The sequence below is a fragment of the Paenibacillus sp. FSL W7-1332 genome, assembly GCF_037969785.1.
GTDB lineage: Bacteria > Bacillota > Bacilli > Paenibacillales > Paenibacillaceae > Paenibacillus_AQ.
Window position 1 is genome coordinate 2,769,866 of the sequence record NZ_CP150209.1, and the last position, 23,329, is coordinate 2,793,194.

Consider the following 23,329-nt stretch of genomic DNA (forward strand, 5'->3'; position numbering starts at 1 on the left):
ATGTTATATTAAGCCTTAGAATATTCAAAGGAGGATTATTGCATGCGGCAAAAAAGATGGATTTGGGTACAAAATTTGAGGGAAATCGCATCATTGACCCTATAAACTGCGTATTCCCCTAAATTTATGGGGGCACTACCAAGTGGAAGAGATTACTCAACCAAGTCAAAAATTACGGATCACAAATGTGAAAGGCGCGTTTGCCTGGCTGGGATTTTTGGTGTTTTTCAGCGTTTTGAATGAAACCGTGTTTAATGTGGCACTGCCGGATATCGCCAGGCAATTTCATGTGGAGCCATCGACGGCCAATTGGGTCAATACAGGCTTTATGCTGACGTTTGCCATAGGTTCATTTGTGTACGGAAAAATGTCGGATCTGTACGGGATCAAAAAAATGCTCATGATAGGTATCGTAACGTACGGCAGCGGCTCTATGCTGGGATTAGCGGGACATGCCTATTTACCTGCTGTGATTGCGGCAAGATTTATTCAGGGGGCGGGAGCCTCTGCCATCCCTGCGCTGGTCATGGTCATGATTGTACGTTATTTCGATGCCAATCAACGCGGAAGAGCGTTTGGTCTTATAGGATCACTGGTTGCAACGGGCGAAGGCATCGGGCCTGTCATCGGAGGCGTCGTTGCCCATTATGTGCACTGGTCCATGTTGTTTGTTTTTCCTCTTATGACACTTGCCACGATTCCTTTCTTCTTAAAAGTGCTACCGGATGAAACTGAACAGAAAGGGACCATTGATGTTACGGGGGCAGTTCTGCTCTCGGTTGGCGTAGTGCTATTTACCTTGTTTACGACCAATGAACATTGGATGTATCTGGCTGGCTGTTTAGCAGCGCTCGTATTATTCGCCTTACGTATCAAGCGGGCTTCCAATCCATTTATCGAACCGTATTTATTTGTAAGGAAGAAGTTCATCGCCGGGACGATCGCGGGCTGCGTTATTTTGGGCATGGTAGCCGGATTTCTATCCATGGTGCCTTATATGATGAGAAGCGTCCACCATCTGTCAACGGGCATGATTGGCGCGGGGGTTATGTTCCCTGGTGCCATGAGTGTCATGCTGTTTGGCATATTAGGGGGCACACTCGTTGATAAGAAAGGTCATCATCTTGTGTTCTATATAGGCACCTTGATGATTATCGGTGGTTTTTTAACTATGGCTATGCTGAAGGATCAATCACCTTGGATTGTAACGGCCATGCTGATTTTTGTATTTGGAGGCCTTTCTTTTGTGAAGACGGTGATTTCAACCGTCGTTTCCGATTCGCTGGAAGAGAAGGAAGCGGGAGCTGGGATGGGAATGCTTAATTTTACATGCTTCTTATCTGAGGGGATTGGAGTGGCAATTGTAGGAGGTTTGCTTTCCAGAGGATTGCCGGAATTCCCACTTCTTCCGATGTTACGGAATGCTGGGACAGACTTATACAGCAACTTGCTGCTTCTGTTTTCGTTGGTTATCGTAGCTGGAAGTATGATCTATACATTGACTTATGTCGGAAAAAGAAGCAGACGAATATAAAGCATAGAAGCATATTTGTGCTCCAAATCCCGATCTCTCTTGTAACAACGGAGAGAGCGGGATTTTTTTGGTAACAAGCTCTTCATACGCCATTGTGCCGCTTCTGTATTGATCATTGGGGGAGAATAGTCTGGATAGCTGTCGAAACGTCTTCGTCAAGTCCAGACTATCATGTTGCTCCGTTTAACAGCGGATTACGGTCATTTCCTGTGGCTTGCATTCGTTGACAGAACTCGGGTCTGGTGATATCCTCCAATCAAAGACGGGGTTTATCCGGGATCAAATGAATTAATCCGTATTGTCCCCTTGGCGAGGGAGTGAGCTCTCCCAAGCGACGGTTGCGGCAGCCATTTCTGAATACCGTAAGTCTGAAGCTCTTCGTTTGAAGAGTTTTTTTCTTTTATATTACAACGAAAAGAATGTGATGACAGATGTTGGTTCGATTACGAACCCAAATGAACGGTTTGCTTCAACATCATTTATCCGGGGAGTCGATGGACTACCGGCAGATTTTCGCTTTATTTTTTCCGATCTTGATTGATCAGGCATTCATCATCGGTTTGAATCTGGTCAACACCGCCATGATCAGTTCGTCGGGCGTATCGGCGGTCAGCGCCGTGAACATGGTGGATTCCCTGAATATTTTCCTGATCAATGTGTTCGTGGCGGTAGCAACCGGGGGCACCGTCGTCGTTGCACAATATAAGGGAAGCGGCAATGCCATGATGGTATCCCGGGCTTCTGCGGCTACTGTTACATCCGTGGCGATGATCGCTTTAGCGATCGCGCTGCTGATCATTGGGCTTCACCAGCCGGTGCTGAATCTGCTGTTCGGCTCAGCGTCACCCGAGGTGCTGGAGAGTGCGCGAGTATATCTGATCGGAAGCAGTACTTCCTTCATCGGAATTGCCATCGTGCAGGCGGTTTGCGGCGCGCTGCGGGGGATCGGCAAGACCCGGGCTTCACTGGCATTGTCGTTAATCATGAACCTGCTCTACGTTCTGCTCAACATCGTGTTCATCACCCTGCTGAATATGGGCGTTATGGGCATGACGCTGGCGATTAACATCGCCCGCTTTGCCGGTGCGGCCTGCGCGCTCTACTATCTGTTCAGAGTGGACGCCACGCTGCATATCCGCCTGCGAGATCTGTTTCATTTCCCGATATCCATGCTGCGCAAAATTATGTTTATCGGGCTTCCGTTTGCAGCCGAACAGATGTTTTTTAACGGAGGAAAGCTGTTAACCCAAGTGTTTATCGTCAGCTTGGGTACGTACGCCATAGCTACGAACGCGATCGGGTCTTCACTTGCGGCCGTCTTCCAAATTCCAGCCAGCGCGTTGTCCTTAACGATTGTGACCGTCGTCGGTCAATGCATTGGCCGCGGAAATATAGCGGATGCCCGAAAGTTCATCAAATCTTTTTTGTGGCTTGGCGCAATCTCGCTCGCCTTCATGGGTTTGATTTTGATGCCGCTCTACCGGCCGCTGGTCGGGCTGTTTAACCCGCCTCCGGAAATCGTGAACGATCTGTTTGTAGTGCTGTTGATTAACACCCTTGTACAGGTTCCGCTATGGTCGATAAGCTTTATTCTGCCTTCGGCGCTGCGTGCGGCAGGCGACTCGCGTTTTACCTCAATCACTTCGATGCTGACCATGTGGCTGTTCCGGGTGATTCTCGGTTATATTATGGGGATCGTTCTGGGCTGGAGCATCCTTGGCGTATGGCTGGCCATGAATTGTGAATGGGGAGTGCGGGGAGCGATTTTCCTATGGCGCTTCCGCGGCAAGAAATGGTATGCGCACAAGCTGATTTAAGCCATTATCTATTGTATATAAAGCAAGAAAAGCCCCGTGTTTCCGGGGCTTTTTTGCATGTTTTTTTACTGCAAGCAGCATGTTTCATCAGTTCCAAACAGATTTAATTAGGAACGATTAGGATGGCTTGTTAACCGCTGCGTATGTTTTCCAGCCGCCGTCGAGATTCTTAACCCGGAAGCCATGCTGGGCCAAAATACGGGCCGCCAAGTATCCGCGCAGCCCAACCTGGCAATTCACGTACAGCATTTCATTCTCCGGCAATTCCTTCAGTCGGCTGCGCAGATCGTTAAGCGGAATGTTGACGGAACCTGGGATATAACCCGCTTCCCTTTCTTTAGGCTCACGAACGTCGATCAAGGTTGCACCGTTTCCGACCAGGTCGTCGATTTCATGCCACTGCACCGTTTCAACCAAACCGTCCATGATGTTGGCGGCAACATATCCGGCATAGTTAACCGGGTCTTTGGCGGAGGAATATGGGGGCGCGTAGGAAAGCTCCAGCTCCGCCAAGTCCCATACATTGAGATTTCCTTTGATAGCTGTAGCAATGACATCGATTCGCTTATCCACGCCATCTGCTCCAATCGCTTGCGCCCCATAGATTTGACCTGTTTCCGGATGGAATAACAGCTTCAAGGAAATGGGATACGCCCCGGGGTAGTACCCGGCATGCGACGAGGGGTGAATATGGATAGCTTGATAAGGTGCACGTATCTGCTTGAGACTTTTTTCATTGATACCCGTAGCCGCAACCGTCAGATCAAAGACTTTGGTGATCGACGAACCGAGTGTGCCCTTGTAGCTATTGTTTTTCCCATAGATATGATCTGCAACAAGCCGCCCCTGCCGGTTGGCAGGACCCGCGAGCGGAATAAAGGCCTGGCTCTGGAGAACGAAATCCTTCACTTCAATGGCATCGCCGATCGCATAGATGCTCGGGTCAGCAGTCTGCAAATACTCATTCACCTGAATTCCCCCGCGATTATTGACGGGGAGATCTGCGTCTACCGCGAGCGAATTTTCGGGACGGACGCCAATCGATAGCAAAATCATATCGGTTGATATTTGGTTGCCGCTGGAGAGTTCGATTCGTTGGCCGCCGTCATGAAAAGCTTGAACTCCGTCTTCCAGAATCAAACGAACGCCCTTTTCCTGAAGATGCGAGTGCACGATAGCGGCCATCTCATAGTCGAGCGGTGCCATAACTTGGTTCGCCATTTCAATGACTGTTACGTGAACGCCGCGATCGGTAAGATTCTCCGCCATCTCAAGGCCAATGAACCCGCCACCAACAACAACGGCTTCCTTCGGGTTGTTATGGTCTATAAAATGTTTGATTCGGTCTGTGTCCGGGATATTCCGCAGCGTGAATACATTGCGGGCTTCGGACAAGCCGGGAATATCCGGCACCACGGGATTTGCGCCGGGCGACAGAATTAGATAATCATAACTCTCGGTGTAGGTTTCTCCGGTAATAAGGTTTTTAATCGTAACCATTTTTTCATCACGCAGTATGGACGTAACTTCGCTAAGATTCCGAATATCCAGCTCGTAGCGGCGGCTAAGACCGGGTACGGTCTGCACCATGAGCTTATCGCGGTCGGTTATCGTTTCTCCTATATAGTAGGGCAGACCGCAGTTGGCAAACGAAATATATTCACCGCGCTCCACTAAAACAATGGCAGAGTCCTCATCCAATCTCCGCAGTCTGGCAGCTGCCGAGGCTCCTCCCGCTACGCCGCCGACAATGAGAATTTTTTTGCCCATCGAATATTCCTCCCTGATTTGGTGTATATAGTGAATGGATTTTTATATACCCTATGGGGTATCATAACATATGGCAGCACGGAAGAGTGTGACAATTATCAGACATGTCATGATAAGCGTAAAGTTAGAATTATCCATTTGACAACATACCCTTGGGGGTATATATTGAAGACATGCAAGCCCGTATGCTTTTAATCATGCATCCTAAAAAGTGCAGAGATAGGAGGGGATCGAGATGGACTACAATGATCAAATGAAAAATCGGGTGAAACGCATCGAAGGTCAGCTTCGTGGCATTCTGAAAATGATGGAAGAGAACAAGGATTGCAAGGAAGTGATTACCCAGCTCTCCGCAACGCGGACGGCGATAGATCGGACGATCGGCGTTGTCGTCAGCTCCAACCTTGTGGAATGCGTACAGAAAGCTGAAGAGACCGGGCAGGACACGGAGAAGCTAGTGGTTGAAGCGGTCAATTTGCTAGTGAAAAGTAGATAACATGAGGGCAACGTTCCCTCAATTGAATACCAGGCAGTAGGAAGTTCAATCAGGATTGACATGACTTACGACATTGCTTGAAATACCCCCACAGGTAAATAACGAAACATATAGTCATCATTTTAAGGAGGAATTATAATGAACGCGGATAAAGTATTGGATGTGAAAGGCTTGGCATGTCCCATGCCGATCGTGAAAACAAAGAAACAGATGAATGAGATGCAACAAGGCCAAGTGCTTGAGATTCATGCAACGGATCGAGGCGCGAAGAGCGATTTGACGGCATGGGCCAAGTCGACGGGTAACGAGATGCTGGAGCAGGCAGAGGATGGGGGCGTATTGAAATTTTGGATTAGAAAGGGATAATTTTTTTTGAATGGAAATATACCTATGGGGGTATAAACGTATTCATTGAGATTTATAAATCAAATTTTACAAGGGGAGATCACGAAGTGACGGAAACAAAAAAGACAACGATTGTATTATTCAGCGGCGATTATGACAAAGCCATGGCCGCCTATATCATCGCGAACGGCGCTGCCGCTTATGACCATGAGGTGACGATATTTCATACCTTCTGGGGACTGAACGCACTGCGTAAGGACGAGGATGTCATGCTGCCCAAGAAAAAAAGTTTCATCGAGAAGATGTTTGGGAAAATGATGCCGCGCGGATCCGATAACATGGGTCTTTCCAAAATGAATTTTGCCGGGATGGGTCCAAAAATAATCAAGGATGTGATCAAGAAACACAACGCCGTTCCGCTGCCGCAATTGATCGAGATGGCGCAGGAGCAGGACATCAAGCTTGTTGCATGCACCATGACGATGGATCTGCTTGGGCTGCAGCAAGAAGAACTGTTTGACGGCATTGAGTATGCGGGGGTTGCTGCGTATTTGGGCGATGCTCAGGATGGCCATGTTAACTTGTTCATTTAAGGAAAACAGCGGCGACGGTTGCTGTTATAAAGAGAGGGAATAAAGATGGATATACTCAATGTATCGTTCATTGCACTTATCATTCTGTTTGTCGTTTGGAGAATCCTCCCGGCTCAGGGAGTCAGGCAGATTACCTCGGCACAGCTGGAGCAAGAGCTTAAAGACAGTAACACAATCAAGCAGTTCATCGATGTCCGGACGCCGGGAGAGTTCAAGGGGAATCACATACGGGGTTTCCGGAATATTCCGCTGGACCAGCTCATGTCGAGCAGCGATTCGCTCTCCAAAGACATGGAAGTGGTATTGATCTGTCAAAGCGGCATGCGAAGCAACAAAGCGAGCAAAACTTTAAAGAAATTAGGCTTTGAGACGGTGACTAACGTGAAGGGCGGCATGAATCGCTGGTCTTAACTAAAAAAAGTAAAGGGAGTTCTGATCAACATGAAAGAGATTTCTCCAAAAGAAGTTGAGCATCTGCTGAGTGACGGAGCTGACATGAATATCATCGATGTTCGAGAAGCGGAGGAAGTCGCGGAAGGTAAAATTCCGGGCGCCGTCAACATTCCTTTAGGTTTGATTGAATTCCGCAAACAGGATCTTGATCGGTCGAAAGAGTATGTCTTGGTATGCCGTTCCGGGGGGCGCAGCGGCCGTGCTGCAGAATATTTGGAAGGTCAAGGCTATCAAGTCGTCAATATGACGGGCGGTATGCTGGCATGGGAGGGCAATACAGAGTAACTGTGTCTATTTGAAAAAGAATGGGTGTGATAGGCACCCCCTTTTTTTGAACTGAAATATACCCCTGGCGGTATGTGTGTCCGAAAACAAAACAATGGAGGTTCGATGTGATATGGCAGCAATTGAATCGAATATGAGGCTGGATGCTAAGGGGCTCGCTTGCCCGATGCCCATCGTCCGCACGAAAAAAGCGATGAAGGATCTTGAAGCCGGACATGTACTGGAGGTAGAGGCAACCGATAAAGGCTCCAAGGCCGACATGCAGGCATGGGCGGAAAGCACGGGGCATCAATATCTCGGAACGATTGAAGAGGGGGATGTGCTGAAGCACTACCTTCGCAAATCATCAGGAGAAGAAACGGCAGAACGAACTTATCCGCATGTAGCCTCTAATGATCAGCTGGAGGAGAAACTTGCGTCCGGAGCGTCAATCGTCGTTCTGGATGTAAGGGAAGCGGCGGAGTTTGCTTTCGAGCATATTCGCAATGCCGTATCGATTCCTCTTGGTGATCTGGATGAACGTATGGCTGAGCTGAACAAAGAGGATGAAATCTATGTCATCTGCCGTACCGGAACGCGGAGCGACCTGGCTGCGCAAAAGCTTTCAGCTAACGGCTTTGCAGGCATTATAAACGTCGTACCTGGCATGAGCGGCTGGCGTGGAGAAACTGTGGGCTTGAACGATAACGCAGTTTAAGATGGCTGCTGAAAAAACATGCTGAGCGCTTTTAATAGGTAGCCGGAAGGAATTTAACATTTCAGATCCATTTGAAATTATGAGGAGGAAGGCGACATGACAGTAAGAGTAATGCAAGCGCAAGAAGTGGCCATGAAGGCGATTCGCAAAGAGAGCCTGTTTATATTGGACGTGCGGAACCCATCGGATTACGAGGACTGGAAGATTGAAGGCGAAGGAATTCAGCATTTGAATATTCCCTACTTTGATTTGATTGACGGCGTGGAAGAAATTTTGGATCGAATCCCGAAGGATCAAGAAGTGCTCGTCGTATGCGCCAAGGAAGGCTCGTCGGTGATGGTGGCTGAGATGCTGGCCGAGCACGGCCGGCATGTGGCGTATTTGAAAGGCGGCATGAAGGCCTGGAGTGAACACCTTGTTCCCCTGAAGATCGGCAGTTTGGCAGATGGAGGCACGCTTTATCAGTTTGTTCGCATAGGCAAAGGCTGCTTGTCTTATATGGCGGTATCGAACGGTGAAGCGGCATTGTTTGACGCAACCCGTATGACGGAGGTATATCTTGATTTCGCAAAAAGCCTGAATGCAAACATCAAGCATGTGTTTGATACCCATCTCCATGCGGACCATATTTCCGGAGGACGATTGATTGCTAAGCAGACAGGAGCCGGATACTGGCTTCCGCCAAAGGATGCCGGCGAGGTGGCGTTTAAGTACGAACCGCTCAAGAACGGAGGCGAAGTGGTGATCGGCGGCAGCACAATTCGCATTGAAGCGCTCCATTCTCCGGGCCATACCATCGGGTCCACCTCGTTTGTAATTGATGATCAATATTTGCTGACAGGCGATATTCTGTTTATCGATTCCATCGGCCGTCCGGATCTGGCGGGGCTGGCGGAGGATTGGGTTGGCGACTTGCGGGAAACGCTCTATGTCCGCTACACCCATCTATCGGATGATCTGACCGTGCTGCCGGCGCATTTCATGGTCATGGACGAACTGAACGAGGACGGAACCGTCGCGAAGAAACTGGGAGAGCTATACCGGGAAAACCATGGACTCAACATCGCCGATGAGGCAGAGTTCCGGACGTTGGTCACGCAGAATCTGCCGCCGCAGCCTAACAGCTATCAGGAGATCCGCCAAACGAACATGGGTAAAATGAATCCGGATACGGAGCAGCAGCGAGAGATGGAGATCGGGCCGAACCGCTGCGCGGTACGTTAATCTTGCAAGGGTCGCTAACAACATCGGCCATGGATATAAACGGATGAAACTAGAGAAAAAGAGATCAAGGGGAACCAGACAGGTTCCCTTTTCTAAAGAGAAATAAGGGGGCAGCACGATGGAACTAATCATATCCTTCATCATTACGATATTTTTAATCGGGTTCATTGGCTCTTATATATCAGGAATGGTTGGCATTGGAGGCTCGATCATCAAATACCCGATGCTGCTGTATATCCCGCCGTTATTCGGCCTTGCGGCTTTCACGGCGCATGAAGTATCGGGCATAAGTGCCGTACAGGTATTCTTCGCCACGATCGGCGGCGTGTGGGCATACCGTAAGGGCGGATATCTGAACAAAACGCTCATTATCTATATGGGTTCGGCCATACTGCTGGGCAGCTTCATCGGCGGTTTCGGCTCCAAGATGATGAGCGAAGGCGGCATCAATCTCATCTACGGCATATTGGCGCTGATTGCGGCCATTATGATGTTCATTCCGAACAAAGGGGTGGACGATATTCCGCTGGATCAGGTCAAGTTCAATAAATGGCTGGCCGCTTCGCTGGCTCTTGTGGTCGGTATCGGAGCTGGCATCGTCGGGGCGGCCGGGGCGTTCCTGCTCGTTCCGATCATGCTGGTTGTATTGAAAATACCGACGCGAATGACCATTGCGTCCTCGCTCGCAATCACCTTCATCTCATCCATCGGTTCTACGGTAGGGAAGCTGACGACGGGACAAGTGGATTATATCCCGGCCCTTATTATGGTTGTTGCCAGCTTGATCGCTTCTCCACTGGGAGCGGCCGCGGGCAAGAAGATGAACACGAGGATCCTGCAGATCATGCTGGCCGTTTTGATCCTGGCAACGGCTATCAAAATTTGGCTGGACATTCTATGATGGCGGACTCCAGAAATCACTATGGTTAATCCTGACCGAGCCCAGTGGAGATTACGCGCAAAGAGGCTAATTCCCCGAACCATTCGGAAGTCCCGCTAACATCGATGCGGCAGGAATGGTAAGATGGGGATGAGCTTTTGTGTGTACAGAATGGCGTTGATTTTAAAGAAAGAGGTGCTCAAACGATGAATCCATGGAATGAACGGTTTCAGGGGGACGATTACGTATTTGGAACGGACCCGAATGTATTTATATCCGACATGCACAAGAAATTAGGTTTAACGGGCGACGCACTGGCTATCGCAGAGGGAGAAGGACGGAATGCGGTGTTCCTGGCCCGGGAAGGCATGAACGTAACCGTATGGGATTACGCGGAATCCGGCCTGAACAAAGCCAATCGACTGGCGGAAGCAAGCGGTGTGCACATTCGCACGGAGCTTGTGGATCTGCACGAAGCGCAGTGGAAGCTGGATCAATGGGATGAGATTATTTGCGTGTTTGGACATTTTCCAAAGGCATTGAGAACGAGGACTTTAGAAGGCGTGAAGACAGCGGTGAAGCCGGGAGGATATTTCCTCACTGAGGTATATTCACCGTACCAGATTCCTTATCGCAGCGGGGGACCGCAGGATCAGCAGTTTTTATACGTGCCTGAGGATTTCCTCGAGCCCTTTGCAGATTGGCGCATAGTCCACTTTTTTATGGGAGAGGTCGTTCGTCATGAGGGCCAGGGGCACCAGGGCTTGTCCCATGTCATTCAGTTTGCGGGGCAGAAGCCGTTAAAAACATGAATGAAGACGAGCGAGGATTAAGTGAACAGCATGGACATATCGGACCGATCGTCTTGCTGTACATAGTCGGAGGGCGACAGGCCGGTATGTTTTTTAAACATTCGATAAAAATAGGACGTGTCATAATAACCCAAATAGTGGGCGATATGAGCGATGGTCATGTCCGAATGAAGCAGCAGGCTGCACGCTTCCAGCACGCGCAGCTGATGCATATACCGGATCGGTGAAAGACCGTATACCTCTTTGAAGAGGGCTGCAGCATAACTCGGAGAGCGATGGATTAGTTTCGCTAACCGATCGATTTCGATAGGTTCGCGGTAATGCTCCAGCAGATACGATTTGATGGTATCCGCGTAGTTTCGTTTGCTGGGTGCCAGCTCATTCTTCTCGAGCTCGCGGGCCAGCATGCCGATGAGCTCCTGCATAATGCCCTGACAGATCATGGTACGGTAGCTTTTTCCACCCCGCATTTCCTCATACAGGCGCTCACAGCGCCGGTAAACATATTGGATATGAGAGAGATTGAATTTCATGAATCGACCCGCATCCAGAAATGGAATTCCTGTGGGTTCTTGACGATCCAATGTAAAGAGAATGGTATGCTTCTGATGTGAAGTGTCCTTCCAGTTGCCTCCGCTTCGTCTCGTCGACTGAGGGATATAGAGTACGTCTTCTTGCTCGGCAATGATGTCTTCCCCGTTGATTTCGTATCTCACCTTGCCTTCTCTAACCACAACAAGGACATTGTACTCAATCGTCTCCAGCTGGGTTCGCCAATTCGGTATGTAATCATCAAAATTCACGCTCATCAATTGGATCATAGGACAACACCCCGCAGTGATTTTATACCTATAGCCTAGCACAATAATGCTTCATTTGAGTACTCATTGATTCGATTATGTGATCCTGTTATTTCAAATCGGAGTAGAATCGTACAACATAGTGACAAAATGTACATCGACTCTGCAGGGATCGTGGCCTATAATTTCAAACAAATGCAGAAAAATTGTAAACGCTGACATGTGAAGTCTTGAGAAATATCAAGTGAATTCAGATGAGGAAGGAATCGATGAGGATATGAGAGTATTGTTGCTGGATTTGGATTCGACAAGGCCGGATCATTTAGGCTGTTATGGCTATCATCGGAATACGTCGCCGAATATTGACCGAATTGCGGCGGAAGGCGTGCGTTTTGACAATTACTATACCTCGGATGCTCCATGTTTTCCTTCAAGAACCGCATTGATGACAGGTAAGTTCGGCATTCATAACGGTGTCGTCGGTCATGGAGGCACGGCTGCCGATGTGCGCCATGAAGGTATCACCCGTGACTTCCGCGACAAGCTGGGGTCGGAGAGCTTTCCAGCTATATTCCGCAGGGCCGGCATGAAGACCGCTTTGATCAGTCCGTTCGGTGAACGTCATTCGGCTTGGACCTTCTACGCGGGCTTCAATGAAATGTATAATACGGGTAAGGGCGGGTTGGAGTCGGCAGAAGAAGTATCTCCGGTCGTGCTGGATTGGCTGGATCGCAACGCCGATGAAGATAACTGGATGCTCTATGTGAACTTCTGGGATCCGCACACACCGTATCGGGCACCCCAGTCGCTGGGAAATCCTTTCGAGCAGGAGCCGCTTCCCGATTGGATTACCGAAGAAGTGCTTCAAGAGCATCAGAAGAAGGTCGGACCGCATGGGGTGAACGAAATTAACATGTATAATAGTGAAGTATCCCCCGATTATCCGCGTCATCCCGGAGAGATCAGGACGATGGAGGATCTGCGGACCATGGTGGACGGCTATGATTGCGGCATTCGCCATATGGACGAGCATATCGGTGCGATCTTCGAATTGCTGGAGAACAAGGGAGTAATGGATGATTTGGTTGTCATCATTACCGCGGATCATGGTGAGAACATGGGGGAGCTTGGCATTTATGGAGAACACGGAACAGCGGATCAGGGCACTTGCCGTATCCCGATGATCATTCGGGGGCCTGGCATCGTGAAGGGGGGAACGGATCCCGAGCTCCACTATCATCTGGATATTCTCCCTACGATGGCGGAATATTTGAACGTTGCGCCGGTACGTAGCTGGGATGGCATCAGTTATGCGGAGAGCCTGCGGACCGGTAAAGGCGGCGGCAGGGAGTATCTGGTGGTTTCTCAATGCGCCCATGTCTGTCAGCGAAGCGTGCGATTTGGAGAATGGCTCTACATTCGAACGTATCATGACGGCTATCATCTGTTCGACAAAGAAATGCTGTTCCATATCACCGAGGATGTCCACGAGCAGTACAATCGGGCAGCTGAAAGACCGGATCTGTGCAGGGAGGCTGTATACCTTCTGAATGAATGGCATGATCATATGATGTCAACGATGCCGTATGACGTGGACCCGTTGTGGACGGTCATGAAGGAGGGAGGACCTTACCATGCCAAAGGTCATCTGCCCCGGTATATCGAGCGTTTGAAGAATACAGGCCGAGGGGAAGCGGTGCCGGAATTGATGCGTCGCCATCCCCAGGAATTCGTATAAAATAAATAGTTAAAGTGAAGCAGGATAACCGCTCCGGTAGTGGTTGTCCTGTTCTCTGTATCTAGCATAGGAGGAACGAACATGGGAGAACAACATTCTTGCTGCGCCGGCGTGAGAGCGAAAGTACAGTTGGGAGAAGCCGATCCGAAGGATCATCAAGACAGTCTAAGTGAAGGCCAATATCATGACCAGTCTCATCTTGAGCTACATTCCAACATGATCACGATCCCTGGAGGGACGTTTACGATGGGCACGAATTCACATGAAGGGTTCCCGCGTGACGGCGAGGGTCCGGCTCGCTGCGTGACCATTTCCGGATTTGAAATCTCACCGTATGCGGTTACGAATGAACAGTTTCAACGGTTCGTGGAAGATACCGGTTATGTCACGGAAGCGGAGCATTTCGGATGGTCGTTTGTATTTGAACTGCTGGCTACGGAGGAGACCAAGGCAAGTGTTGCACAAGTTCCGCAGGAAGTGCCTTGGTGGCTGGTGGTCGAAGGCGCATACTGGGCTGCACCCGAGGGAGCGGATTCGAGCATCGAAGACCGAATGGACCATCCGGTTGTACATATATCCTGGAACGACGCGGTTGTTTATTGCCATTGGGCCGGTGTGCGGCTTCCCACAGAAGCGGAGTGGGAGTATGCTGCGCGCGGCGGTTTGGAGGGCAGGACCTATCCTTGGGGAGATCTGCTGAAGTTGGACGGAGAGCATCAATGCAACATATGGCAGGGTAAATTTCCAGTTAAAAATAACGCAAGTGATGGATTTATCGGTACCGCGCCGGTAGATGCCTATAAACCGAATGGTTACGGACTATATAACATGTCCGGCAACGTATGGGAATGGTGCGGCGATTGGTTTAGCCCGACTTATCATCAAATGACCTCGGCCATCAATCCGTTCTTTGGTGAGTCTACGGGTAGAAGGTCGATGCGCGGCGGTTCGTACCTGTGCCACAGATCCTATTGCAACCGTTATCGAGTCGCGGCACGCAGCGGGAATACGCCCGACAGCTCGACGGGCAATTGCGGTTTCCGTGTGGTGAGGGATAGAAAGTAGAATATGAAATATGTTGTATTATGATGATGATGCACATTCAGGATTATGCGCGAATGAGGACGCATATAAATGAATAAAACGGAAAAATATTACTTGAAAAGCGGAACATAAATGAATATAATCAAGCTGTGAAGTGGGAATAAAATGAATAAACGGGAGGATAATTGTATGGTGCAAGATCAATCAGGAATGTTTGCCGAGGAACGTCGTCAGAAAATTCTTGCTTTGCTGCATCAAGATAAACGGGTGATTGCCAAGGACTTGGCCGAGCGGTTTGAAATATCGATTGATTCGATTCGTCGGGATTTGACAATCATGGAGGAGCAAGGTTTACTCCAGAAAACGCACGGAGGCGCCATCCCCTCCATGAAAGTCAGGCAGCCGCCCTTGGCTCCGGAACAGCGGTATGGTGAAGGCTCTCCGGAAGGGTACGCCATTGCTCAATTAGCCGTTTCATACGTCCGAGAAAGAGATACCTTATTCATTGACAGCAGCTCGCTTACCTACTTACTGCTGAAGTTTCTTCCGGAACAGATGCCCTTGACAATCGTGACCAACTGCATGCGTGTAGCGGATGCCCTGCGAGAGCGCGAATGGATTGACACTTATTTAATTGGCGGACGGGTGAAGCCTTCCGGAAATATCACGGACGTGCTGGCTAACGAATTTATCCGTCAATTTAAATTTGATATCAGTTTCGTTAGCGGAGGCGGTATTTCCGATGAGGGAATATTCGTCGCTACACCAGAAGTTGCCGCTTTTGGACGCGCGGTCTCTGCCGTATCCCGCCGCAGAATTGGCTTGGCAACGCATCGGATCCTTGGACAGGATGGTTTTGCCAGAGCTGGTGCCGTCGAAGATCTGGATGTGTTAATTACCGATCAGAAGGCGGATCAGGAGGTTATGGACCGGATTCAGGAGCTTGGCGTAAAGGTCATTGTGACGAAAACGGAAGAAGTTGCACAGACATGACGATCCATTGATATAACTTTATATAAGATAAGATTTAACAGGTAAGCGAGGTAAAATCATGATTCAACAGCTTCTGCAAGCGAACTGGCCGGAGTGGGACGGTCAACTGGCTAAAGGTCCTACGGGTTGGAACAATACGACCCATTTTATTCATAATGAACAACGCCGTTCGGTCATGCGCATTTACAATACACATCGAGACAGGGCAAGAATCGAATTCGAGTTTGCGGTACTGGACTCGCTGCAGCGGGTGCCGCTGAGCTTTAAGATTCCGGCTCCTATTCCATCCATGTCTGGCGATAAGATGGTTCGGGTTCAGGACGGGAGTGAGCGTTACGCCTGCCTGTTTACCTACATTGAGGGAGTACGTCCGGAAGAAGGCAGCATTCAAGCAGCGTATTCCTTCGGGGAGAAGACGGGGGAACTGGTGAATGCCCTGGCGGTTTGTTCAATCGAAATGAAGCCGGTGTACCCGCCGTATTACGAGCTGCTTCAGTCTTATCCTGTGTGCAACAAGACGTTCATACTTGATTTTTGCATGCAGCCGCCACCGGCATTCAAGGATCAAGGAGAGGCACTCCATTTGCTAAAAGAAGCATACATCGATATATGCAGCAGCCTTGAATCGCTAAAAAATCTGCCGCAGCAGTTGGTTCATGGCGATCTGAACTTTTCGAACCTGCTGGTAGACGCAGAGCACCCGCATACGGTCACCGCTTTGCTTGATTTTGAATTTTGTACACAGGATGTAAGAGCGATGGAGCCTGCGGTCGTCATATCGGGGTTTATGGGAATGGCGGACGAGAGGGAGGCCATCAGACGGTTTTGCGAAGGATTTGCCAAACGTGTACGGCTGAGCGCCGAGGAGATTGTCGCAATACCGATTCTCATGCGCTTGCGTATGGTGGATGTGTTTCTTCATTTTTTGAGCCGCTATCGGGAAGGGACCGATGAGTCTCATGTGTTAGTGGAACAAGTGGATATGCTGGCTGCCGGATTTAAGCGGATGGAATACAGCCAGGAGTGGCTGGATGATATGTTGTTTCAGTATTTGCTGTGAAAATCTCTCATACATCGGAAAAGCCCGGCTCTAAGAGACCGGGCTTTTCCGATGTATTCTGGAACATGCTATTGGGAAAGTAAGAGTTTCCAATCACGGTTATTTTTTCAGCAGATTAATATGGTCCAGCTCTGTGCTGCTGTTAAAGATGAACTCTAATTTGCACTCTCCCCGGTTGTAAGTGAGCTTGGTTTGTTTGATTTTTCCGGTTTTGAAAGTGGTTGTGGCATCCGGTGCAAACCAATTCTGCTTCAGCATTTTCATGGTGATGCCGCCGATGTTGGTCTGCCGTTCCACGTTCGTGCCAAAATAACGCATTTCGCGGATTTTGTTCAGTTTATAGGAAAAGGCGTAGCCAGGATTCCCCATGTTTGCCCCGTATACATCGAAGGCATCGGCATGCTTGCCGGGCACGGAAGGCTCGCCAATGGCTTTGTACACGTCCTGCTTCGTGCTTTTGCCAATCGTTAAACCGCTGACGGCTCCAGGGAAATGTCCCTTTAAAGCGGGTTTATAGAAGCTGTTAAGTGTCTTGAGCGCTTGCTTTGCGGCATAATCGCCGGTATTTGCGGCCTGGGCGGCTTCTGCTTGCTGAAGCGGAAAAACAGCATGATTTACGCCGATTGCACTTACGCCGAAGACGCCTGCCATGGTCAAGGCGACGATTGCTTTTTTTGCTGGATGTTTCAAGTTCATGTTGCATCCTCTCCTTTGTAACAACTAATTACCACATGCACTGTGCATCAAACAAGTGTGTCAAACTTATCTTCCCATAATAGTGGAGGCGAAGCGGCATTGGGTTACGATTCTATGAAGATGAAATATCAGAATTGATACCCGGAGTGGATCGAGTTCTGCCCACCATGTATGTTTCATCGGGGAGAATGGGGTAATGATGCTTGAGGTGATATGAATTATTGGAAAAATCGTGTAATCTATATAGAACCGACTTTTTCAGGAGGAATTATGGAAACCGAATCATTACTCAAGGTGGAGCAGCTTGCTCTCAAAAAACACAAAATTTTCAAACAAAGCCATCTTCGTTACATCGCCCGCTCCATGCTTGCCAGCATGTTTATCGGCTTCGGTGTCATTGTTGCGTTTAAGACAGGCAACTTCTTTTATCTGGAACATTCCCCTCTGACTTACCCGATGGCCGCCATTACATTTGGCGCGGCGATCATTCTAATCGCATATGGGGGAGGGGATTTGTTTACGGGGAATACGTTCTACTACACGTATGCCGCTCTGCGCAAGAAACTAAGGTGGCTGGAGGTCGTCAAGCTGTGGGTATTCAGCTACGCGGGGAATATTTTGGGGGCGTGCACGTTTGCGCTGCTGATATTTTTGACCGGGCTTTTCATGGATTCATCCGTGAACGGTTTTCTGCTTGATGTGGTTGAGCACAAAATGACCACCCCGACGGTGCAGCTGTTTTTCAGGGCTATTCTCTGTAACTGGCTCGTGTGCCTTGCCTTTTTTATCCCGATGTCATTGAAGGGCGACGGGGCCAAAATGTTTGCCATGATGCTGTTTGTATTCTGCTTCTTCATTTCCGGATACGAGCACAGCATTGCCAATATGTGCACCTTTGCCATTGCGCTCGTACTGAACCATCCCGGCACGATTTCATTGGAAGGCGTACTGCATAACCTGATTCCGGTAACGATTGGCAATTTGATTGGCGGCGTGCTGCTGATGGGTTTTATGTATTATTTTGTGAACAAACCATTTCTGGATGCCAATGAATCCCCGGATGAATAATCTTTCGCGGTTTATGTACAACCTCTAACGCAAATGAAGCTGGTTCTTTAATAATGAGTACACCCGCGTATCGTGCGCCACGCCATTTTGATATATATACTGGCGAAGAATACCTTCTGCTTCAAAACCGAGTTTGGTCAGGAGGGCATGGGAAGCCTGGTTCTCGATAAAAACAACGGCACCGATGCGCGTCAGACCAAGCTCCTTAAAACCATATGCGATAACGGCAGAGGCGGCTTCGCTTGCATAACCTTGTCCCCAGAATGCAGGATGTAATTCATATCCGATCTCGGCCCTCTTATGCCGCGGGGACCATACGTTATACCCAATCGTGCCGATGAGACCCTGGGCATCTTTCCTTTCGATGCCCCATCGAATTCCGCGTTTCTCCCTGTAATTGTTAGCGAAGAGCTCAACGAAATGGAGAGCCTGCTCGAGGGTGGTCAGTGTGTCTTGTCCGTAATAGCGAGTCACGTCATCATTCGAGAAGCAGCTGTAGATAGCCCCGGCATCCTGATGCTGTATCTCCCGCAGTCTTAATCGTTGGGTCTCTAGTATTGGAAACATGTACATCCTCCCAAGTAGATAATAAAATATTATATAACAACGGGCTGGCCTTAAAAGGACCAGCCCATTTAAATTGCATTCATTTTAATGTTAGTCGTCCGCTTTAGGATTGCCCAGCACTTATCGTATCGGAATCCGACTTAAACTGCCTCCGTCTGCAAATAAACGCTTGATGCTGCGTTCGACCTCTTCATCCGGTATTAATGGCGGGGCCTGATGCGGCTTCGTACGGGCATCGATAATGACCGTATCACAGCCCCAATGCTTGTGCTCATAGCGGCTGTTCACACCGTGAATGTCATGGGAAGGATTGCTGCGCGTAAAGGTTGCCCACAGAAAATTATTCACGGTCGCACTCATGAATTCACTGTCATCGCACAGAATGATCATCGGACAAGACGGGAGCGAACCTCGCTCGCGAATTGCATCGCTTAGGCTAGCCATTTCCTGCTCCACTTCGGCATAATTCGCAAAAGGGACTCCCTGGATCGCAACAATGCCGGGCATGATCCATTTTGCTGGCGTGTATCCCGGGAGATCCTTTAGGGCTTCAGGCACCTCATGGCACAAATCCCTTTTTTTATCCCCGACTGCCGCGAATACGACCTTGCTGCCGGTGTTGAGTCCGGTCCCGGAATAATCGAGTGTATCGATCGTGGTATTGGTCTGAAAATGGATGTCCCGCTGCAGATCGATGCGTTCCAATATATAGGTCAAGAAGTCCTCGATGCGATGTGTGCTTAAAGGCTCTTTCTCTTCCGCCGCGATGAACAAATACTTGGCTAAGCTTAATTGACCCGTGCCCAGTATCCGATTGGCAATCGTGAGAAGCTCAGCCGGTTGTTTTACTTGTTGATAAGGGGTATATCGTTCGCTGCCGATGGCAAAGAGCAAGGGGTGTACTCCTGCAGCGTCCACTGCATGCACCTCTTTGACACCCGGGATTTCTTGCCGGATGGCACCGCCGGTCAGTTCATGAATCAGTTCGCCGAAGGACGTATCTTCCTGAGGCGGTCTTCCGACTACCGTAAATGGATAGATTGCCTGCTGTTTGGCGTAAACCTTGTGCACGCGCATGACGGGAAACGGATGGACCAGGCTGTAATAGCCCAGATGATCGCCAAAAGGTCCCTCGGGCTTGGTTTCGCCGGGATGGATCTCCCCTGTTATGACGAAATCCGCATCGTGGCTAATGCAGTAGCCGTCAACATAGCTGTACCGGAAATGGCGTCCGGACAGCAAGCCGGCAAAGGTTAGCTCGCTCATGCCTTCCGGCAGCGGCATAACCGCTGAAATCGTATGGGCAGGGGGGCCCCCGATGAAACAGCTTACTTTAAGCGGCTGCCCCAATTTATTAGCCTTCGCTTGATGAATGCCGATGCCCCGGTGGATCTGGTAATGGATGCCGACTTCCTTGTTCGTTTCATATTCGTTGCCCGTCAGCTGCACCCGGTACATGCCCAGATTCGAATTCATGACGCCGGGCTTCTCCGGATCTTCCGAATAGACTTGAGGCAGCGTGACAAAAGCACCGCCATCGTCCTTCCAGTGTTTAATTAGCGGCATATCAGAAATTTGGATTTCCTGAAACCCAGGTGGCAGCCCCCCCGTTTTTTTGATAGGTAACGCGGTTTTAGCTGCTAATCCTGTCCCGACATATTTGAACGGATTTTTGAGCGCCTTCATCGGATCGTTGCGCAGCGCAATGACGTCTTGCGTGGATGCAAAGGTTTCCCGAAAAATGAATTTACTGCGCTCGATCGTCCCGAACAGGTTGGAGACCGCGCGGAACCTCGAACCTTTTACATTTTCAAACAGCAGCGCCGGGCCGCCTGCAACATAAACCTTCATATGTATGGCTGCCATTTCCAAATGAGGATCAACCTCTTCATGTATACGAACCAAATGCCCATGTTTCTCCAGATCCATAATGCATTCTTCCAGATTATGATATTTCATTACATAGCTCCAATCCCTTGAAGATAGTGAACTTATTCTACTATCTACTATTATCGACAATCTCACAGCACAGGTCAATGACACCCGATATAGACTGGAAGAATGGGAAACGGATCTTGATAGAGTGCGGGGCAGGATTCATGCCCGTTGTTCTGCTCCCCCATAATGATCGACAGCGAAGCTGAACAATACTTTCAGCATAAACAGGGTGCCGGCCAATAACATGTAGGGCTGGATGTTGGACAGCAAGAACGTACCCCCTATGCCGATCGATAGGAGCAAGCCTCCTACAAAATGCTGCGATGATTTCCCGATCAGCGCATTCACGATCACAGCTCCAGCGATGGTATATGCCCATATTCCCACCGCATACACCATGTCGGTATCCAGCAATACGGCGACCAGGAGGATATGAACGTGAATGGCGATGAACACAATCCGCTGTTTTTTACGGGCTGCATAGAAATTACTGGTCGAGCGGGTGAAATTGGCGATACAGCCGCAGAAAATATCGAAAATAAGCAATAAAGCAAGGATACCACGCCATAAAGGCAAAGAATGCAGGATATCCGGAAAAACAAGGCTTACCGCTAGGGTCAGACATCCGCCGAACGCCAAGATGACAAGAATCGTGCCAACGGACTGCTGTTCACCGAAAACCTCATGCAGAATCGAAGGAATCCTTATTGCTTTCATTTCATACCGCCCTCATTTCTTCGTAATTAAATTTGAAGTTATGTAGTAAATAAAGTAATGTACTACAAAAAGAGTATAACTTCGAGTAGGTGAATGTCAATTGTTTTGTAGTGAAAATATTGAATCACTCTAAAACTTGGTTTATACTTCATTCGAGGTGGAGAACACATGAACGGGTATGAACGCAGAAAGCATAAAAAAATGGAACAAATCTACGCTGTCGCTTTCCAGCTTTTTTCGAGGCACGGTTACCAAAAGGTTAGCGTTAATGAAATCGCCCAACAGGCAGGCGTGTCACCTGCAACGATATATAACTATTTTGGAACCAAAGATCAGCTCTATATGGATATGATCATGGATTGGACGGACAAGCAGTTAGCGGTGTATGAGCGCATTCTGGATTCCGGGCGCACATTTGCCGAAAAGACCCAAGAAATTATGCTGCTGGAGGCTAAAAATCTGACCTTTTTATCGGAAGAGTTTCGGAATTTCCAAACCTCCGAGGAGCGCGGCATAAGTCAGACCATCCAGCAGTATAGCGAGGAGAAGGTGAAAGATTTTTTTATGAAGTTTGTCGCGCTGGGGAAACAAGAAGGTTATATTCATAAGGATCAAACCGAAGAGGTAACGATGCTGTACTTCTCGATGTTCATGCATGAGCTGGGGCGACGCTGGGATTCGGGGAACCTGGAATATGTCAACGGCAGCATGGAAACCTTGATGGAGCTTTTCTTTTATGGTTTAGCCGGACAAATACATGAAGGCAGTTGATACCGAGGGGGGAGCGGTTGAATATGTCTGATAAGGAATGTTCCCCACCCCGACATTAGCAATTTGATTTTTTGGCCGGAAAAAGATCTGATACCTGAGGAAATCGTTGATAAGGCATTGAATTATAAACCAATCGTACTATGAGCTCGTTGATGATCGTGCATTTGGTGCCTCGACTGTACGCGAGTAGGGGGTATCATATGTACGAACTTATCTTAGGTAATCAAAAAAGCAGCCGCTTCGCATATTAGCGAAGCGGCTGCTTTACGATATATGGTATTATTGCTGAACGATTGCGATAATTTCGTCTTCCAGCTCAAGTCGTACTTGCTCACTGTAAGCGCGGATATTGTATTCGGAGTACAGGTAGCGGAGAATAGCTTCGATGAGGTTAGCCTCAATCAAATATTGCGTTCTTCCGCCGACCCATACTTCAGCTGTATATCCGGTATCTTCGTCCCAGCTAAGCTCGAGCGATACATCGGTTGGTTTGACGCCTCTGCGTTCCGCCTGATGAAGGCAGACCGCATTGACGATTTCGTCCATGCTTAGAACCATGGATTAGTACCGATTGTTGTTATTGTTGTTGTCGCGAGGCTCGTTTTGTTTACGGCGATTCTTCACGGAGCGTACAACAGCCATAACGATCATAATCAAAGCCCAGATTGCGATCAGGTTAATGAGCAATCCCATGATTTCGCCCATGAAGCCCATGCCGGCGAACATGCTGCCGAAGAGCAAACCAGCCAGACCACCGATCATAAGTCCTTTCATCAAGCTGCCGCCGCTGAAAAATCCTGGTTTTTTCGTGTTAGCGGCTGCCCCTGTATTGGAACGGTTGTTCGTTTGTTGAACATTATTGGTATCATTCTTTTTCGGAGTGCTGTTGTATGACTTGGTCCCGGATTTGAAACCTCCGCCACCTCTTCTGGCATCTGCGGAATCAGGCGTCAGCGCTACAAAGAACAGTGTAATCGCTACAAGAATCGTCAATACTTTTTTCATCGTGTTCTGTCGAACCTCCCAGTAAA

Annotated in this window: 25 protein-coding genes; 17 read left to right on the forward strand and 8 right to left on the reverse strand. The window is 49.0% G+C overall.

Going from position 1 to position 23,329, the window contains the following annotated elements:
* Nucleotides 1-151: 151 nt before the first annotated feature.
* Together MKX98_RS12295 and MKX98_RS12300 are read left to right on the forward strand one after the other, a co-directional pair.
* Nucleotides 152-1,534, forward strand: a complete 1,383-nt coding sequence (locus MKX98_RS12295) for an MFS transporter (protein ID WP_339224412.1) — start codon at nt 152-154, stop codon at nt 1,532-1,534.
* A gap of 431 nt (nt 1,535-1,965) precedes the next feature.
* Nucleotides 1,966-3,351, forward strand: coding sequence for an MATE family efflux transporter (locus MKX98_RS12300; protein WP_194542015.1), 1,386 nt, complete (start codon nt 1,966-1,968; stop codon nt 3,349-3,351).
* Between the two features lie 117 nt (nt 3,352-3,468).
* On the opposite strand, the gene MKX98_RS12305 is transcribed toward MKX98_RS12300, so the two are convergent.
* The gene (locus MKX98_RS12305) at nt 3,469-5,121 is read right to left on the reverse strand and encodes a CoA-disulfide reductase (protein WP_339223166.1); all 1,653 of its coding nucleotides are present in this window, start codon (nt 5,119-5,121) and stop codon (nt 3,469-3,471) included.
* 235 nt (nt 5,122-5,356) lie between these two features.
* Here MKX98_RS12305 and MKX98_RS12310 point away from each other — a divergent pair, with 235 nt between their 5' ends.
* The 9 genes from MKX98_RS12310 (at nt 5,357) to MKX98_RS12350 (ending at nt 10,906) form a co-directional block, all read left to right on the forward strand.
* Entirely contained in the window at nt 5,357-5,617 is a 261-nt protein-coding gene (locus MKX98_RS12310) for a metal-sensitive transcriptional regulator (protein ID WP_071218276.1), read from the forward strand.
* A 138-nt stretch (nt 5,618-5,755) separates the two neighbouring features.
* Nucleotides 5,756-5,983, forward strand: a complete 228-nt coding sequence (locus MKX98_RS12315; protein ID WP_220685785.1) for a sulfurtransferase TusA family protein — start codon at nt 5,756-5,758, stop codon at nt 5,981-5,983.
* A gap of 86 nt (nt 5,984-6,069) precedes the next feature.
* Complete coding sequence (locus MKX98_RS12320) at nt 6,070-6,555, forward strand: DsrE/DsrF/DrsH-like family protein (RefSeq protein ID WP_339223169.1); 486 nt, start codon at nt 6,070-6,072, stop codon at nt 6,553-6,555.
* A 45-nt stretch (nt 6,556-6,600) separates the two neighbouring features.
* On the forward strand, nt 6,601-6,966 hold the full coding sequence (locus MKX98_RS12325; protein ID WP_194542019.1) for a rhodanese-like domain-containing protein: 366 nt from the start codon (nt 6,601-6,603) through the stop codon (nt 6,964-6,966).
* Nucleotides 6,967-6,996: 30 nt separating this feature from the next.
* Complete coding sequence (locus tag MKX98_RS12330) at nt 6,997-7,293, forward strand: rhodanese-like domain-containing protein (protein ID WP_339223171.1); 297 nt, start codon at nt 6,997-6,999, stop codon at nt 7,291-7,293.
* Nucleotides 7,294-7,405: 112 nt separating this feature from the next.
* On the forward strand, nt 7,406-7,990 hold the full coding sequence (locus MKX98_RS12335; protein WP_194542020.1) for a sulfurtransferase TusA family protein: 585 nt from the start codon (nt 7,406-7,408) through the stop codon (nt 7,988-7,990).
* A gap of 96 nt (nt 7,991-8,086) precedes the next feature.
* A complete protein-coding gene (locus MKX98_RS12340) occupies nt 8,087-9,214 on the forward strand; it encodes an MBL fold metallo-hydrolase (RefSeq protein ID WP_194542021.1) in 1,128 nt (375 codons plus the stop codon).
* A gap of 118 nt (nt 9,215-9,332) precedes the next feature.
* Nucleotides 9,333-10,115: a sulfite exporter TauE/SafE family protein gene (locus MKX98_RS12345; RefSeq protein WP_194542022.1), complete on the forward strand. Its 783-nt coding sequence runs from the start codon at nt 9,333-9,335 to the stop codon at nt 10,113-10,115.
* 185 nt (nt 10,116-10,300) lie between these two features.
* Entirely contained in the window at nt 10,301-10,906 is a 606-nt protein-coding gene (locus MKX98_RS12350; protein WP_194542023.1) for a class I SAM-dependent methyltransferase, read from the forward strand.
* Nucleotides 10,907-10,923: 17 nt separating this feature from the next.
* On the opposite strand, the gene MKX98_RS12355 is transcribed toward MKX98_RS12350, so the two are convergent.
* Nucleotides 10,924-11,727 (reverse strand): AraC family transcriptional regulator, encoded by an 804-nt coding sequence (locus tag MKX98_RS12355; RefSeq protein WP_194542024.1) that lies wholly within the window; start codon nt 11,725-11,727, stop codon nt 10,924-10,926.
* A gap of 256 nt (nt 11,728-11,983) precedes the next feature.
* Here MKX98_RS12355 and MKX98_RS12360 point away from each other — a divergent pair, with 256 nt between their 5' ends.
* The 4 genes from MKX98_RS12360 (at nt 11,984) to MKX98_RS12375 (ending at nt 16,541) form a co-directional block, all read left to right on the forward strand.
* Nucleotides 11,984-13,444, forward strand: coding sequence for a sulfatase (locus tag MKX98_RS12360; protein WP_220685777.1), 1,461 nt, complete (start codon nt 11,984-11,986; stop codon nt 13,442-13,444).
* Nucleotides 13,445-13,525: 81 nt separating this feature from the next.
* Nucleotides 13,526-14,509 carry a formylglycine-generating enzyme family protein gene (locus MKX98_RS12365; RefSeq protein ID WP_339223172.1) on the forward strand — a complete coding sequence of 328 codons (984 nt, stop codon included), beginning with the start codon at nt 13,526-13,528 and terminating at the stop codon, nt 14,507-14,509.
* 189 nt (nt 14,510-14,698) lie between these two features.
* Entirely contained in the window at nt 14,699-15,481 is a 783-nt protein-coding gene (locus tag MKX98_RS12370; RefSeq protein ID WP_339224414.1) for a DeoR/GlpR family DNA-binding transcription regulator, read from the forward strand.
* 58 nt (nt 15,482-15,539) lie between these two features.
* Nucleotides 15,540-16,541 (forward strand): phosphotransferase, encoded by a 1,002-nt coding sequence (locus MKX98_RS12375; protein WP_339223174.1) that lies wholly within the window; start codon nt 15,540-15,542, stop codon nt 16,539-16,541.
* 99 nt (nt 16,542-16,640) lie between these two features.
* On the opposite strand, the gene MKX98_RS12380 is transcribed toward MKX98_RS12375, so the two are convergent.
* The gene (locus MKX98_RS12380) at nt 16,641-17,237 is read right to left on the reverse strand and encodes a YjgB family protein (RefSeq protein WP_339223175.1); all 597 of its coding nucleotides are present in this window, start codon (nt 17,235-17,237) and stop codon (nt 16,641-16,643) included.
* A gap of 270 nt (nt 17,238-17,507) precedes the next feature.
* Here MKX98_RS12380 and MKX98_RS12385 point away from each other — a divergent pair, with 270 nt between their 5' ends.
* A complete protein-coding gene (locus MKX98_RS12385) occupies nt 17,508-18,305 on the forward strand; it encodes a formate/nitrite transporter family protein (RefSeq protein ID WP_220685773.1) in 798 nt (265 codons plus the stop codon).
* 24 nt (nt 18,306-18,329) lie between these two features.
* On the opposite strand, the gene MKX98_RS12390 is transcribed toward MKX98_RS12385, so the two are convergent.
* The 3 genes from MKX98_RS12390 to MKX98_RS12400 form a co-directional block, all read right to left on the reverse strand.
* Entirely contained in the window at nt 18,330-18,872 is a 543-nt protein-coding gene (locus tag MKX98_RS12390; RefSeq protein WP_220685772.1) for a GNAT family protein, read from the reverse strand.
* A gap of 120 nt (nt 18,873-18,992) precedes the next feature.
* Complete coding sequence (locus MKX98_RS12395) at nt 18,993-20,831, reverse strand: UbiD family decarboxylase (protein WP_339223178.1); 1,839 nt, start codon at nt 20,829-20,831, stop codon at nt 18,993-18,995.
* Between the two features lie 138 nt (nt 20,832-20,969).
* Nucleotides 20,970-21,527: a hypothetical protein gene (locus MKX98_RS12400; RefSeq protein ID WP_339223180.1), complete on the reverse strand. Its 558-nt coding sequence runs from the start codon at nt 21,525-21,527 to the stop codon at nt 20,970-20,972.
* Nucleotides 21,528-21,695: 168 nt separating this feature from the next.
* Here MKX98_RS12400 and MKX98_RS12405 point away from each other — a divergent pair, with 168 nt between their 5' ends.
* Nucleotides 21,696-22,298: a TetR/AcrR family transcriptional regulator gene (locus MKX98_RS12405; RefSeq protein WP_339223181.1), complete on the forward strand. Its 603-nt coding sequence runs from the start codon at nt 21,696-21,698 to the stop codon at nt 22,296-22,298.
* 279 nt (nt 22,299-22,577) lie between these two features.
* Here the strand turns inward: MKX98_RS12405 and MKX98_RS12410 are convergent, their stop codons facing one another.
* Nucleotides 22,578-22,856, reverse strand: a complete 279-nt coding sequence (locus tag MKX98_RS12410; RefSeq protein ID WP_071218258.1) for a YxcD family protein — start codon at nt 22,854-22,856, stop codon at nt 22,578-22,580.
* Nucleotides 22,857-22,859: 3 nt separating this feature from the next.
* Nucleotides 22,860-23,303, reverse strand: coding sequence for a hypothetical protein (locus MKX98_RS12415; RefSeq protein WP_220685768.1), 444 nt, complete (start codon nt 23,301-23,303; stop codon nt 22,860-22,862).
* Between the last annotated feature and the right edge of the window lie 26 nt (nt 23,304-23,329).